Origin of the sequence: Methylosinus sp. KRF6 (assembly GCF_018887255.1) — a bacterium.
GTDB lineage: Bacteria > Pseudomonadota > Alphaproteobacteria > Rhizobiales > Beijerinckiaceae > Methylosinus > Methylosinus sporium.
In genome coordinates, this window is sequence record NZ_JAHLJF010000001.1 from 880,952 (window position 1) to 895,315 (window position 14,364).

At 67.1% G+C, this 14,364-nt stretch carries 13 protein-coding genes; 8 read left to right on the forward strand and 5 right to left on the reverse strand.

The window, feature by feature from the left end; all coding sequences use genetic code 11:
• Positions 1-84: 84 nt before the first annotated feature.
• On the reverse strand, positions 85-2,400 hold the full coding sequence (locus KP010_RS04240; protein WP_142863552.1) for a transporter substrate-binding protein: 2,316 nt from the start codon (positions 2,398-2,400) through the stop codon (positions 85-87).
• 203 nt (positions 2,401-2,603) lie between these two features.
• On the opposite strand from KP010_RS04240, the gene KP010_RS04245 reads away from it, so the two are divergent.
• A complete protein-coding gene (locus tag KP010_RS04245; RefSeq protein WP_142863553.1) occupies positions 2,604-3,872 on the forward strand; it encodes an alpha/beta hydrolase in 1,269 nt (422 codons plus the stop codon).
• An 18-nt stretch (positions 3,873-3,890) separates the two neighbouring features.
• Here the strand turns inward: KP010_RS04245 and KP010_RS04250 are convergent, their stop codons facing one another.
• A complete protein-coding gene (locus KP010_RS04250; RefSeq protein ID WP_142863554.1) occupies positions 3,891-4,583 on the reverse strand; it encodes an SDR family oxidoreductase in 693 nt (230 codons plus the stop codon).
• A 150-nt stretch (positions 4,584-4,733) separates the two neighbouring features.
• On the opposite strand from KP010_RS04250, the gene KP010_RS04255 reads away from it, so the two are divergent.
• From KP010_RS04255 to KP010_RS04280, 6 genes are all read left to right on the forward strand, one after another.
• Positions 4,734-5,336 (forward strand): DUF2975 domain-containing protein, encoded by a 603-nt coding sequence (locus KP010_RS04255; RefSeq protein WP_142863555.1) that lies wholly within the window; start codon positions 4,734-4,736, stop codon positions 5,334-5,336.
• A complete protein-coding gene (locus KP010_RS04260) occupies positions 5,336-5,572 on the forward strand; it encodes a helix-turn-helix transcriptional regulator (RefSeq protein ID WP_142863556.1) in 237 nt (78 codons plus the stop codon). Before KP010_RS04255 ends, KP010_RS04260 begins: the two co-directional genes overlap by 1 nt.
• Positions 5,569-6,183 (forward strand): hypothetical protein, encoded by a 615-nt coding sequence (locus KP010_RS04265; RefSeq protein ID WP_142863557.1) that lies wholly within the window; start codon positions 5,569-5,571, stop codon positions 6,181-6,183. Before KP010_RS04260 ends, KP010_RS04265 begins: the two co-directional genes overlap by 4 nt.
• Positions 6,184-6,807, forward strand: coding sequence for a PDZ domain-containing protein (locus tag KP010_RS04270; protein ID WP_142863558.1), 624 nt, complete (start codon positions 6,184-6,186; stop codon positions 6,805-6,807).
• 89 nt (positions 6,808-6,896) lie between these two features.
• Positions 6,897-8,165 (forward strand): YjgN family protein, encoded by a 1,269-nt coding sequence (locus KP010_RS04275; RefSeq protein WP_142863559.1) that lies wholly within the window; start codon positions 6,897-6,899, stop codon positions 8,163-8,165.
• 1 nt (position 8,166) lies between these two features.
• A complete protein-coding gene (locus KP010_RS04280; protein WP_142863560.1) occupies positions 8,167-9,282 on the forward strand; it encodes a M48 family metallopeptidase in 1,116 nt (371 codons plus the stop codon).
• Here KP010_RS04280 and KP010_RS04285 read toward each other — a convergent pair.
• Together KP010_RS04285 and KP010_RS04290 are read right to left on the reverse strand one after the other, a co-directional pair.
• A complete protein-coding gene (locus KP010_RS04285; RefSeq protein ID WP_142863561.1) occupies positions 9,260-10,045 on the reverse strand; it encodes a DUF72 domain-containing protein in 786 nt (261 codons plus the stop codon). The genes KP010_RS04280 and KP010_RS04285 overlap by 23 nt on opposite strands.
• A gap of 43 nt (positions 10,046-10,088) precedes the next feature.
• On the reverse strand, positions 10,089-11,243 hold the full coding sequence (locus KP010_RS04290) for a GNAT family N-acetyltransferase (RefSeq protein ID WP_246659906.1): 1,155 nt from the start codon (positions 11,241-11,243) through the stop codon (positions 10,089-10,091).
• A 434-nt stretch (positions 11,244-11,677) separates the two neighbouring features.
• On the opposite strand from KP010_RS04290, the gene dxs reads away from it, so the two are divergent.
• Positions 11,678-13,609: a 1-deoxy-D-xylulose-5-phosphate synthase gene (gene dxs, locus KP010_RS04295; RefSeq protein ID WP_142863563.1), complete on the forward strand. Its 1,932-nt coding sequence runs from the start codon at positions 11,678-11,680 to the stop codon at positions 13,607-13,609.
• A 203-nt stretch (positions 13,610-13,812) separates the two neighbouring features.
• Here dxs and KP010_RS04300 read toward each other — a convergent pair whose 3' ends face one another.
• Positions 13,813-14,286 (reverse strand): hypothetical protein, encoded by a 474-nt coding sequence (locus KP010_RS04300; RefSeq protein ID WP_108916200.1) that lies wholly within the window; start codon positions 14,284-14,286, stop codon positions 13,813-13,815.
• Between the last annotated feature and the right edge of the window lie 78 nt (positions 14,287-14,364).

Genomic DNA, 14,364 nt, shown 5'->3' on the forward strand with positions numbered 1-14,364 from the left:
TTTCCGAGCGAGCCCGAAGGCTCGCGGTCCGGGGCCTCGCCCTACGAACCGCGCGCTTTCGGGCTCGTTTCGTTTTTGCGGTCCTCAGGCGGCGCGCGTCGCTCTGGCGTGGTTCTTGGTGAGCCACGGGCTCCAGGGCTGCGGGGCGATCAAGCCTTCGCCGACGAAGACCGGCGTTATGCGCCCGCGGGCGACGCGGCCGATGAAGGCCGGCTTGTGCAAATGCTGCGTCTCGGCGTCCAGCGGCAGGGAGAAGCCGCTCGGCGCGCGCAGCTTTTGCAGCGGCAGCGCGCGGCGCACCGCCGCGACATCGACGGAGCCTGCCGCGACCACCGCCGCGCGCCACAGCTCGAAGCCGAGATAGCTCGCCTCCATGGCGTCATTGGTCATGGCGTCGGGCGCATTTTTGTAGCGGCGCCATTGCGCCACGAAGCCGCGATTCTCGGCGCAATCGATTGCGTGCAGATAGTTCCAGGCGACATAGAGCCCGTCGATCGCGCAATGGGCGAGCGCCGGCAGCTCGGCCTCGCCGATCGACAAGGACAGGGTCGGCGCGGCGAGGGCCCCGAGGGCGCGGAAGAAGCGCAGATTGGCGTCGCCGCTCACGGTCGAGACGATGGCCGCGCCGGGACGCGCGGCGAAGCGGCGAATTTCTCTGGCGACGGCGCTCCAATCCTCGAGGGCGGGCGGCGCATAGATTTCGACGACATCGTCGCCGCCGACCCCCTGCGCGGCGAGATAGGCGCGCAAAATGGCGTTGGTGACGCGCGGATAGACATCGTCATTGCCGATGAGCAAGAAGCGCCGCGCGCCGAGGTTTTTCAGAAAGTCGACGGCCGGAATCGCCGTCTGGCTCGGCGTGCCGCCCGTGTAGACGATATTGGGAGACCGCTCCTCGCCCTCATATTGGCTCGGATAGAAGAGCAGCCCATTGGCTTTTTCGATCACCGGAAGCGCCGCCTTGCGCGAGGCGGAGGTCCAGCAGCCGAAAATGGCCGCGACGCCGCGCTCCTCCAACAGAATGCGCGCCTGCGCGGCGTAGAGGGCGGGATCGGAGCGCGGGTCCATGATCATTGCCTCCAGCGGGCGCCCGAGGAGGCCCCCCTGCTCGTTGCAGCGCGCGATGAGCATGGTCAGCAGCTCCTGCAAGGGACGCTCGCTGCTGGTCATCGTGCCGGAGAGCGAATGCAATATGCCGATGCGGATCGCGCCATTGTCGAGATCGAGGAAATAGCGCTCGACGGCGCCGACGAGGCTCTGCGAGCCGCCGAGCAGCGTCTGCGCCGTGGCGAGCGCCGCGCGGCCGGCCGCTTCCGCCTGCGCGACCACATCGCCGACGTCCGGCAGCGCCTCGCCGACGCCGCGGGCGACGAGCGCGGCGCGCGCCCCCAGGCCGTCGAGCTCGGCCGCTTCCCGGTTCAGCGTGTCGGCGAGATCGCGATTGACGCAGGCGACCGCATCGACGCTGGCCGAGACGTCGGCGATGGCGCCGACGGTTCCCTCCACCGCGAAACGGATGGAGTCGATCTGCGCCTCGATATCCGCGGCGGCGCGCGAGGTCTGATTGGCGAGCGTCTTCACCTCGCTCGCCACCACGGCGAAGCCACGTCCGCTCTCGCCGGCCCGCGCCGCCTCTATCGTGGCGTTGAGCGCGAGCAGAGAGGTCTGGCCGGCGATGGACTGGATGAGCTTGCTCACCGCGTCGATGCGCCCGGCGGCCGCAGCGAGACCGCGCACGATCTCCTCCGCGCGGGCGAGATCGGCGGCGCTGCGATCGGCCGCCGCGCGCGCCGCCGCCACCTGGCCGGAGGAGCGGCCGACCAGCTCGACGATGGCGTCGCGCGCCGCCAGCGCCAGGCCGTCGACATTCTGCGCGGCCGTGGCGGCGGCGCCCGTCGCCTCGGAGAGCCGGCGGAGCATATCGTCGGTGCAGAAGGCGCAATCGTCGACCGCCGCCCGCGTCTTCGCGCCGGCGGCGTCGAGAATGCTCTCCGTCTCCGCCGCGGATTCGCGCAGCCGCGCCATGAAGACGGCGCGGCCGGCTTCGCGGATCGACTGCTCCGCCTCGCGGCTGCGCTCGGCGACGGCGAAAGCGTCGACGGCGGCCAGCATACGCCGAATCTCTTCGCCGATGCGCCAGAGCCGCCCCGACAGAGCGCCATTCTTGCGCGGAAGGCAGGCGTAACGATCGCCCGCGGCGATTTTTTCCAGCACCGCTATCTGCGCGGCGAAGCGTCGCTCGATCGCCACCGCCGCCGCGAGCGCGGCGAGCCCCGCCGCGACGAAGGCGAGACGCGGATCGCCGCTCGCCCAGCCGAGGACGAGCGGCGCGCAGCTCGCGGCGAAGGTCGCCGCGAGGAGAAACGCGCACGGAAATTTCCCGGCCAAATTGTCCGCCATGGATCACACACTTCGCTATTGGTTTGAAAAGTTGCGTATTTTCGCTACACAACGGTTACCAACCCCTTTCGACGGCGCGTCGTCTCCGCCTCGATTATCGGCAATCGGCGCCGGGATTTTCAGCGCAGCCACCTAGGAGCAAACGGTAAGCGCGTGACTCCCCTCGCCCCACGGTTTATTCGGAGGATCGGGAGCTTTGCCGAATGCGCCGATCGTCGAAACGATTTTCTCGTCCGTCTCTCATTCTCTGCCTCGCCTTGGCGGCGAGCGGCTGCGGCGGACGTCCACATGGCGTGCTGACCCCACAGCCGCAGACGGCCGGAACCGATCGCGTCGAATTGCTGGTCGCCACGACGCGCAGCGATCGCGGCGCCGAGCCCGGCGATCTCTTCACCGGCGAGCGCGGAAAGGGCCTCGCCTTCGCCGATATCGCCGTCTCCATTCCGCCGGACGGCGCGCGCCAGATCGGCGAGGTGCAATGGCCCGAAACTCTGCCCGGCGATCCGAGCCGCGAATTCGTCACGCTGCGCGCCGACGCGGTCAACCAGCAGGAGGCGGCGCGCCGTTTCGACGCGCGCATCGCGAAGGCGCCGAAGCGTCAGGCGCTGGTCTTCGTCCACGGCTTCAACACGCTCTTCGCCGAAGCGGTGTTTCGCTTCGCGCAGATCGTCCATGATTCGGGGACGAGCGCGCTGCCGGTGCTGTTCACCTGGCCCTCGCGCGGCAAGCTGCTCGATTACGGCTACGACCATGAGAGCGCGAGCTATTCCCGCGACGCGCTGGAGCATGTGCTGCATATGCTCGCCAAAGACCCGTCCGTCGGCGAAATCTCGATCCTCGCGCATTCCATGGGCAATTGGGTGACGCTGGAAGCCTTGCGCCAAATGGCGATCCGCGACCGCGGCCTCCCCTCCAAGATCAAGAATGTGATGCTGGCCGCGCCCGATGTCGATTACGACGTCTTCTCGCGGCAGATCGCCGAGATCGACGAGCGTCGCGCCATCTTCACCCTCTTCGTCTCGCGCGAGGACGAGGCGCTCGCCGCCTCCCGCCGGGTGTGGGGCGACAAGGTCCGGCTCGGCGCGATCGATCCGCAACGCGAGCCGTTCAAGGACACTCTGGAGCAGCGTCGTTTCAAGGTCGTCGATCTCACCACGGTGAAATCCTCCGATCCGCTCGGCCATGGCACTTTCGCGCAATCGCCGGAGATCGTGCGCTCGATCGGCGCGCGTCTCGCAGAAGGGCAGGCGCTGGCCGATAATCGCGCCGGAGTGGGCGAGCGCCTGGGCCAGGTGGCGACCGGCGCGGCCTCGACAATGGGGACGGCGGCGAGCGTCGCCGTCTCGACGCCTTTCGCCATCGTCGATCCGCGCACGCGCGAAAATCTCGGCGATCAGCTGCAGCGCCTCGGCGAGCATATGAGCGACACCGCGGCCGCCGGCGCCGATGTCGTCGCGCAGCCGTTGCGCTGAGCCTTCATCGAAGGCCGCTCACCAAGGAACGTCGCGGCCGCGATAATCGAGGAAACGGCCGGAATCCGCCAGAGTCAGCGCGTCGATCGTCTCTATGAGGCCGACGGCGCTCTCCTCCACCGAGAGATCGGCGTTCTCGCCGCCCATATCGGTGCGCACCCAGCCGGGATTGAGCGCGACGACCGTGACCTTCTCGCGCTTCAGATCATGGGCGAGACCCTGGGCGATCTTGTTCAGCGCCGCTTTGGCGGCGCGATAGGCGATATTGGTCGAGCCCTCCGTCGCCATGGAGCCGAGGCCGCTCGACATCAGCGCGATGCGCGGATTGTCCGCGCGCAGCATCAGCGGCAGAAAGGCCTGGACCAGCCGCAAGGGCCCCAGCGTGTTGATGTCGAAGAGATCGAGCGCGCCGGGAAAATCCATGTCCAATGTCGATTGCGTCTGCGGCCCATAGGCGCCGGCGTTGCAGACGAGCACATCGAGCGGCCCCGTCAGCTCGCGCGCTGCGGCGCGAATCCCCGCCTCGTCGCGCTGATCGAAGACAAAGATGGAGAAGCGCGCGCGATGGCGCGCCACATCATGCTGCAGCCGCTCCCGCGCCTCCTCGCTGCGCACGGAGGCGCCGACATCGTCGCCACGAGCGGCGAGCAAGGTCGCGAGCCCATGGCCAATGCCCCTATTGGCCCCGGAAATGAACCAATGCTCCGCCATCGGCCGCTCCTCTTCGGATCGAGCCCAATATAACGCGCTCGCCCCCGACGTCAGGTGCGATGACGCCGAAATGGATGAGGACGCGCCACAACTTTATCGTATTTTAAAATTAATTATCACATTACAATAATATCTGTTCCGGATTCGCCCATGGCCGACATTCTCTTTTTCGATGCTCCCGAGCCCCCGCCTTTCGAACCGCCGCTACGCCGACGGCTGCGGCGCAACAGCGAAATCCTCGTCGCGCTGCTTTCGGCTCTGCTCGCCGCCACGATCGCGTTCGGCGTCGCGCTCGTCGTGATCGCGCTCTTCTATGAAGGCGATTACATCTCCTTCGGTCCCGGCGGCCTCTGGTTCGGTCTTCCCCCGGACGCCGGGGCCGGGCGCGTCGCGCTCTCCGCCTTCAGCGCGCCACAGAGGCTCGCCGGCGCCTTTGCGCTGACGCTGCTGATCGCTCCCGCCGCCTATATTCTCCTTTGCCTGCGCAAATTGTTTCGCCTCTATTCGTGCGGCGTCGTCTTCTCGCCCCGCAATGCGCAATGTCTGAAGCAGACCGGGCTCGGCCTTATCGCCTATGCCTTCGCGCCCTTCTGCGCCAATCGCATCGCGATTCTCGCCGCCGTCGGCAATGATCCGAGCTGGTTTCACCTCTATGAGATTCAGGCCGCGATTCTCGGCGCGCTCGTCTTCGTCATCGCCGATGTGATGCGATGCGCGCATGAGATCGAAGCCGAGCGGGATGGATTCGTATAATGCCCATCGTCATGCGCCTCGACGTCATGCTGGCCAAACGCCGTATGCGCTCCAAAGCTCTCTCGCGCGCCATAGGCGTCACCGAGGCCAATCTCTCGCTGCTGAAATCCGGAAAAGTGAATGGCGTGCGCTTCTCGACGCTCGCCGCCATTTGCCGCGAACTGGACTGCCAGCCGGGAGACCTCATGGAATATGAGCCCGACGACGCCGCCGAAGCGATGGAGAAGGCGGGATGATCGAAAAATCGCTTCGCCTCGCCGCCGCCTGCCTCACTGTCTCGCTCGCCGCCTGCGCCATGATCGCGGGCGTCGTCGATATGGACGGACGCGTCGCCGCGGAGGGCTCCGCCAATGTCCCCATGATCCTCGACGGCGATCAAATCCTCTTCGAATTCGAAGCGCAGAAGCCGAATGGGAGCTGGCGGAGCGGCCTCGCATTGCTCAATATGGGCCAGTCGCCGCCCGTGCTGAAGCAAAGCCTCTATGACGAGCTCGCCATAGGCGCGGGACGGCCGCTGCGACTGCGCATCGGTGGACGGAGCATGGCGATGGCCGCCGGCTGGGTGCGAAGCGAGCCGGAGCGAACGAGCGGCGAAAGGCAGTTCGGCTCCTTCTTCCCCTCTCGCCGCGTCGATATGGTCCTGCAGTCGGGCGCGCTGGCGAAAGGCGAGTTGATCATCGATTATCCGGGGCACCGGCTCGCGTTCACGGAACCGGGCGCCGCCTCGCGCGAAGGCGTCGCCGTCCCCTTGCGGATCGACCGCAGAACCGGCCTCGCCGTCGTCGACGCGACAATCGACGGCGCCTCCCACGCCTTCGTCATCGACGCCGGCAGCCCATACAGCTAGATGCGCGGCGCGCTCGCCGCACAATGGCTGAGCCGCCATCCAGACTGGCTGCGCGCCCATGGCGCTTTCGGCGCAGCCAATTACAATATGCTCGATCTGCCCTTCGAGAAGGAAGGCGACGTGCTGCGCATTCCGCGGATCGCGCTCGGGCCGCTCGAGATGAAGGATGTCGGCTTGATGGGCGCCGGCCCCTCGCTCGGCGCCGCGGACAAGCTCATCGGCGAAGCCTTCTGGAATGTCTGGCAGGAGCAGGCCGGCGAGACGGTCGCCGGCTGGCTCGGCGCCAATGTGCTGAAACACTACCGGCTGACGATCGATTACCCCAATGCGATGTCCTATTGGCGCAAAGGCGCGGAGCCGGACGCACATGACTATGATCGCGTCGGCGTGACGCTCGTCTATGAGCATGGCGAATATTTTATCGGCGGCGTCATCGCGAGAGCGGGCGCGCCAGGACTGGAAATCGGCGACCGGCTCGTCGCCATTGACGGACAACCGACGCGTGGCGCGGCGCGCGAGCGCGTGCTGACGGCTCTGCGCGGCGCGCCAGGCGAGCAGAAAATCCTGCGCGTGACGCGCGGACCGGTCGAGATCGACATCGCCGCAACGGTTTTCGCCTTTTGAAAACGCGGCGATATCGCTTGCCCGAACCGGAGCCCTCGCATACCATGGAAGTGGGTTACATTACGAGTTGATTGCGAAAGGCGGACCGTATGAGTGATGTTTCCTTGGTGGACGACAATATCGCGCCGCCGTCTTCCTCAGTCGCGCCGTCGACCCCCATTCTCTTCACCGGCGACAATGGCGAATTCCGCCGTCTGGTCACGCGCGGCGCGCTGCTGGAGCTGGTGACGGCCGGCTTCTATCGCTTCTGGCTCGCCACCCATATGCGCCGCTATCTCTGGTCGAGCACGGTCATCGGCGGCGACGCGCTCGAATATGTCGGCACGGCGCGCGAGCTTTTGTTCGGCTTCTTCTTCGCGCTGGTCATTCTCGCGCCCGCCTATATCGCCTATCTCGTCGTCGGCCTCGAGGCCGAGCGAGCCAAAGCCTTCGCCTCTCTGCCGCTCGGCCTGTTCTTCGCCGCCTTCGGCCAATTCGCCATTTATCGCGCGCGGCGCTATCGGCTCAACCGCTCGAGCTGGCGCGGGCTGCGTTTCGGCATGAGCGGCTCCGGCCTCGGCTATATGCTGCGCGCCCTGGGCTGGGGCGCGCTGATCGCCGTGACGCTCGGCCTCGCTCTGCCCTGGGCCGAGGCGGCGCTCGAGCGCTACAAGATGCGCAACACTTATTATGGCGCGCTGGAGGGCGACTTCGTCGGCCGCGGCGGCGATTTCTTCAAGCGCGGATGGTGGATATGGGCGCTCTCGCTAGCCTATCCGATTCTCCTCTACCTCCTCGCCCGCTCGTCCCAGCACGCCGGCGCGCCAGCCGGCGATGGGAGCGGCCGCACAATGGTGAACGACGCCAATGCGACGGGGCTGCTCGTCACCCTCGGCGTCATCGTCGCTTTTCTGCTGTATCCTTCGCTCTACGCCGCCTTCAAAGGCGCGCAATGGCGCTGGTGGCTCGGCGGGCTGCGCCTCGGCGGAATTCGCCTCGAGAGCAAGCTCGAGACGACCAGGCTGCTGACCAATTACTACGCGCTGTTCGCCAGCGTCGTCGGTCTGACGCTCGTCGCAATCATTCTCGCGGTCGTGGCGGGCGGCGTCACCGGCTTCCAGGGCGGCGGCGCCCCGGGAGCGACGCCGCATATTCCCATGGGGACAATGACCGCGTGGATCGGCATCTATGTCGCGACATTTCTCGCGACCGGCGTGGCCTCGCGCATCTTCCTCACGCAGCGCGTCTGGAAGCTCGTCGCGAGCTCGGTCGTCGTCCACGGACTCGCGGAAGCGGAAGATGTCGCGACGCGGGCGAGCGTCGCGCCGAGCGCCATCGGCGAGGGTTTCGCCGATAGTCTCGACGTCGTCGGCTTCTGACATGAGCGCGGAGCCGCAGCCGGGCGCCCTAAACGACGACGGCGTGATATTTTTCGACGGCTGGAGCAGCCGCAAGCGACGTGTCGAGCTGCGCTTCGGCGCCATGCTGGAGATCGTCCAGAATGGCGCGACGCTCGCATCCTGGCCCTATGACGATATTCGCCGCATCGAGGCGCCGGGCTTCGCGCTGCGGCGCGAGACGGCGGCGGCGGGCGAGCTGGCGCGGCTCGAATTGCACGATCCGCGCCTCCACAATGAGATCATCGCCCGTTGCCGCTTTCTCGGCGGCAAGACGCGGCCCGGCGCAAATCGCGCGCTCCTCTATTGGTCGCTGGCCGCGACGGCGAGCGTCGTCGGCCTCGTCTGGTTCGGCATTCCCTTCGCCGCCGACCGCATCGCGCCGCTGGTTCCGCCCGCCTTCGAGCGGCGGCTCGGCGAGGCGGCCGAGGCGCAATTGCGCGCGATCTTCTCCGCCGAGCCTTGCCACGCCGAGAATGGCGCCGGCGCGCTGGCGCAATTGTCGGAGCGGCTGCAATCGCGCGCCGCGCTCGAGCAGCCGGCGCGCATAGAGATTCTGCGATCTTCGGTTCCCAATGCGCTCGCTCTGCCCGGCGGCAAGATCTATGTGTTCTCGGAACTGCTGAGCCGCGCGGAGACGCCGGACGAGGTCGCCGGCGTCGTGGCCCATGAGATCGGCCATCTGCGGCATCGCGACGCCATGCGCAAGCTCATCGCCACGGGCGGGACGTCCTATCTCATCGGCCTGCTGTTCGGCGATGTGACCGGCGCCGGCGCGCTGGTCTTCGCCAGCAAGACGTTGATCGGCGCCGCCTATTCGCGCGAGGCGGAGGCGCAGGCCGACTCCTTCGCCGCCGAGCTGATGGCGCGGCTCGGCCGTCCGGCGAAACCGCTCGGCGATCTGCTGACGCGCATCGCCGGCAAGGAGAACGGCGCCTTCGGCCTTCTGCACGATCATCCGCTGACGGCCGATCGGCTCGCGGCGCTCGCCGCCGCCGACAAAGGCGAGAGCGGGCCGCCGCTGCTGGACGCCGAGAATTGGGCGGCGCTGAAGGCGATCTGCGAGAAGGTCGACGTCAAGCCAGAAGCCGCGCGATGAGCGCCTGCGCCGCGGCCGGCGCGCGCCGCTTGGCGCCGTCGATCATGAAGACGAAAACATCGCGCGCGCTCGTCTTCGCCGGCGCGGCGAGATGCGGGAGATCGGCGGGCGTTCCGCCCTTCTCCCATTCGCGCGCGCGCCGCGCCCATAAATCCATGTCTTTCGCCGCATAGCCGATCACGCGATCGTCGCGCGTGTGCTTCAGCCGCGCATAGACGAAATCGGCGGTGGCGTCGGCGATCGCAGGATCGTCGGCGGAATCGACGAAGACGGCGGCGATATTTTCCGCGCGCAGCAGAGCGATGAATTTCTCGTCGAGAAAAGACGGGTGGCGAACCTCGAGCGCATGGCGCAGGCGAAGCGCGCCGCGCTTTTTCGGCAAGAGCTTCAAAAAGACTGCGATCTCCTCGGCGTGAAAGCGCCGATAGGGCGGCAGCTGCCAGAGGATGGGGCCGAGCTTGGCGGACAGCTCCGTCACGCCGCTCGCGAGAAAATGCTCGATCTTCTCGCCTGTCTCCGACCGGGCGCGGGCGTTGACGGCGGCGCGATGCGCCTTGACCGCGAAGACGAAATCATCGGGCGTCGCCTCGCGCCATTTCACGAAGCTCGCGCGCGATTGCGTGCGATAGAATGTGGCGTTGATCTCGATCGCCGTCACTTGGCGGCTGGCGAAAGCGAGCTCCTCGCCGGCGGGCAGATCTTGCGGATAGAAGAGCCCGCGCCAGGGCGCGAAGCTCCATCCCCCTATGCCGATGCGGATCATGTCCCGGCCTCCAGCCCGCGCGCGGACGAGCGGAGGCGCCCGCTCACCGCTTGCGGCTCAGCACGCGGTGATAGAGCGTCTTCGCCGCCTCGCGCAGACGCCGCCGCCAGACTTCCTTGGCGTGCGCCTCGGCGAATTGCGCGCCGCCGTCCGACTTCGCCTGCACCATCAGATCGCAGACGACGAGACGATCGGGCCAGCAGCGCTCGATCATATAGTGGCCGGGAATGGCGCAGGAATCGGTGAGCGAAATTTCCTGGCGCTCCGTCTGCGTCTCGGTGATGGCGTAGACGAGCTGCACGCCGGGCGCCTGGGCGCGCAGGCTCTCGTCATAAGCGATCTTCCAGAAATAGGAATGGTCGCCGCTCTCGATGACGACGCCCATGGCGATCGGCTTGCCGGCGAGCTCGAGGCTGTGGATGCGGATCTTGCCCTCGCGCGCCAGCAGACGCGTCGCGCTGCGCACGAAAGTGGCGAGCGAGGGATGGCCGAGCAGCGCGCCGCGCTCGGCCTTCCAGCCGCTGGCCTCGAGGGTGAGAAAATCCTCGGTCGCGCGCGGAATGTCGGCCGGCGTCGAATAGACGACGCGCTTCAATTCGCCGGCCTCCTCCAGGCGACGCCGACGACGGCGCATCTCGCTCAGCGCCTTGCGCGAGCTCATGCGCGTCCAGATTTCCTCGGGATCGCCGCCGCAGAGCAGCGCAGCGCGCTCATGCCGGTCGAGCACGCGCCAGTCGCGCCCGGTGGCGCGCGCCGCGCGGGTGAAGGCGGCGAAGACCGGCCCGCTCATCGGCGTCATGGGAATGAGCACGGCGCTCGCGCCCGAATGATCGCCCGCGAACCAGTCGAGAAGGGCGGCGGCCGCCTCCTCCGCGCATTCGCGATCGAGCAGCGGCGTCGCCAGCGCGGCCTGCTTGTGCAGCCAGCCGCGCGCCGTCGCCGCGCCGAGCGAGAAGCCGGGCGCCGCGATGGGAAATAGCGCGACCAGCCGGCGCGCGCCCTGCGCTCCGCCCTTCCAGACGGCGACGAAGAGCGGGCGCGATTTCGCCGGAAAATGCCGCGCCGCCGGAAGCGCGAAACCGGGCTCCAGAAATCCGTTGGGCTCGATGGCGCGCGACACGAGATCCGCCCAGTCGCGAACGAATTCGCTCATTCGCTCGACATCGAGCGCCTCCGTCTCCAGCGACCCGTTCGTCATGAGGCCTTCGCGGCGAGCCGCGCTCTGTTGGGACGCTCTCGCAGGGCCCGGAAGGCTACGCAGAAACGGCGTCCTATTGATCCAAATTGGCGCGGCGGCCATGATTCGCCCCTCGTCGCTCGTCAGTTTCGCCCAGGTCCGACGCCATTGCGAGACGAATCGCATCGACCTGCGGCGAGCCTTTCAAGAGCGAGGCCAGCGATGCCGCCGCTCTTCCCCCGCGGCCGGCTGTGGGAAATTTGTCACAGAATAGATAAATATTTGGGGATCAAGGGGATCGGGAGAGAGACCGCGCTGCTGCGCGGTTGCGCGCGCGCGCGCTCCCGTGCCAGAGTGACACTGCCGAGGTCCGGCATTTGCCGGATGTGGCGGACCCGCTATATGAGTTCACCTGCGGTCGAGTCCTTCGGCCCGTCCAGACCAGAGTAGGCGCTTTGACGATTTCGAAGACCCCCCTTCTCGACCGGATTGAAACACCGCAGGATCTGCGCAAGCTGCAGCCCGGCCAGCTCCGCCAGCTCGCCGACGAATTGCGCCGCGAGACGATCGACGCGGTTTCCGTCACCGGCGGGCATTTGGGCGCCGGGCTCGGCGTCGTCGAGCTGACCGTGGCGCTGCATTACGTCTTCGACACGCCGAATGACAAAATCGTCTGGGACGTCGGCCATCAGACCTATCCGCACAAGATTCTGACCGGCCGCCGCGACCGCATCCGCACGCTGCGCCAGGGCAAGGGACTCTCAGGCTTCACCAAGCGCGCCGAGAGCGAATATGACGCCTTCGGCGCCGGCCATTCCTCCACCTCCATCTCGGCCGGGCTCGGCATGGCGGTGGCGCGCGACCTCTCGGGCGGCTCCAATCACGTCGTCGCGGTGATCGGCGACAGCGCCATTTCGGCGGGCATGGCCTATGAGGCGATGAACAACGCCGGCGCGCTCGATTCGCGCCTCATCGTCATTCTCAACGACAATGACATGTCGATCGCGCCGCCGACCGGCGCCATGTCGGCCTATCTCGCCCGGCTCGTCTCCGGCGGAGCCTTCCGCACGCTGCGCGAGACGGCCAAGCAGCTCGCCCGCCATCTGCCGCATTTCCTCTATGAGAAAGCGCGCAAGGCGGAGGAATTCTCCCGCAGCTTCATCACCGGCGGCGGGACGATGTTCGAGGAGCTCGGCTTCTATTATGTCGGGCCGATCGACGGGCACAATCTCGAGCATCTGCTGCCCGTGCTGACCAATGTGCGCGACAAGGACGACGGCCCGGTGCTGGTCCATGTGGTGACGCAAAAGGGCAAGGGCTATGGCCCGGCCGAGGCCGCGGCGGATCGCTATCACGGCGTCAATCGTTTCGACGTGCTGACCGGCGCCCAGGACAAGCCCAAGGCCAACGCCCCCTCCTACACCAGCGTTTTCGCCAAGACGCTGGTGGCCGAGGCCGAGCGCGACGACAAGATCGTCGCCATCACGGCGGCCATGCCGGCCGGCACCGGCCTCGATCTGTTCGAGAAGACCTTCCCGGACCGCATGTTCGACGTGGCGATCGCCGAGCAGCACGCCGTGACCTTCGCTGCCGGCCTCGCCTGCGAAGGCTATAAGCCCTTTTGCGCGCTCTATTCCACCTTCCTGCAGCGCGGCTACGACCAGCTGGTGCATGACGTCGCGATCCAGCATCTGCCGGTGCGCTTCGCCATCGACCGCGCCGGCCTCGTCGGCGCCGACGGCCCCACGCACGCCGGCGCTTTCGACATCGCCTATCTCGCCTGCCTGCCCGGCATGGTGCTCATGTCGCCTGCGGACGAAGCCGAGCTCGTGCATATGGTGGCGACCTCCGTCGCCTTCGACGAAGGCCCGATCGCCTTCCGTTTTCCGCGTGGCGAGGGCGTCGGCGTCGAGCTGCCCCAGCGCGGCGAGGTTCTGGAGATCGGCCGCGGCCGCGTGATCCGCGAAGGCTCGAAAGTGGCGATCCTCTCGCTCGGCACGCGGCTCGCCGATGCGCTGACGGCGGCCAAGGAGCTGACCGGCCGCGGCATTTCGACGACGGTGGCGGACGCCCGTTTCGCCAAGCCGATCGACCGCGATCTGCTGCTGCGCCTCGCCGCCAATCACGAGGTCCTCATCACGATCGAGGAAGGCTCGATCGGCGGCTTCGGCTCGCAGGCCTTCCAGATTCTATCGGAGCATGGCGCGCTGGACGGCGCGCGCGGGGCGTTCAAATTCCGCTCGATGATCCTGCCCGACCTCTATCTCGACCATGACAAGCCGGACGTTATGCTCGCCCGCGCCGGCCTCGACGCCCGCGCCATCGTGGCCAAGGTTCTGGAGGCGCTCGGCGACGAGCGCGGCGCCGCCCGCGCGCTGATCGCCTGACGGCGAGATTTCCTTCTCCCACTCGTGGGCGAAGATGGCCCTTGCGAAGCAAGGGTCGGACGAGGGTCCTTCAGGACGCTCGAAATCTCGATGACTTCCGTAAAGACGACGAGTCGCGTGTCCCTCCCGACGCGCCCTCATCCGACCCCGCTGCGCGGGGCCACCTTCTCCCGAAAACGGGAGAAGGAGAGTTCCGCCCCTTTCTACTGCTTGTAGGTGACGCCGTCGGGGCCCTTCCAGCCGTCGCCGTCGGCGTAGAAGCGATATTCCTCGTCGAACAGCACCGTTTCGCCGGGGGCGACATATTGCTTGCCCTTGGGATCGCTGCCGCGCGGCGCGGTCACATAATGCTTGCTCGGCGAGCAGCCCTCGGGAAACTTGCCGGCGTCGTCGGGCTTGCATTCGAGATTGGCGCCCTCGGGAAATTGCACGGAAGCGTTGAAGAACAGCTCGAAGCCCTTCTCGCCGGTGGCGTGCATCTCCAGCCGCTCGGTCATGGTCTGCTTGAAGGAGAGCACTTTGGCGGGCTTGTCGAAGCGCTGCTTCAGCAAATTGTCGAAAATCTGCCGCGCATGAGCTTCGGTCGGATCGGGACAGCCGAACCAGCAGAAGGCGGCGGCGCGGTCGATGGTGAGGGGCGCGACGGCGAGCGTCAGCGCGAGCAGTCTCGGGAGCATGGGGTTCCTCTTTTGTCTGGTGTCGCGCCATTCGAGCGGGGGCGCCGCCCGTCTCCGCGCGGGCTTGGGCCTCAAAAT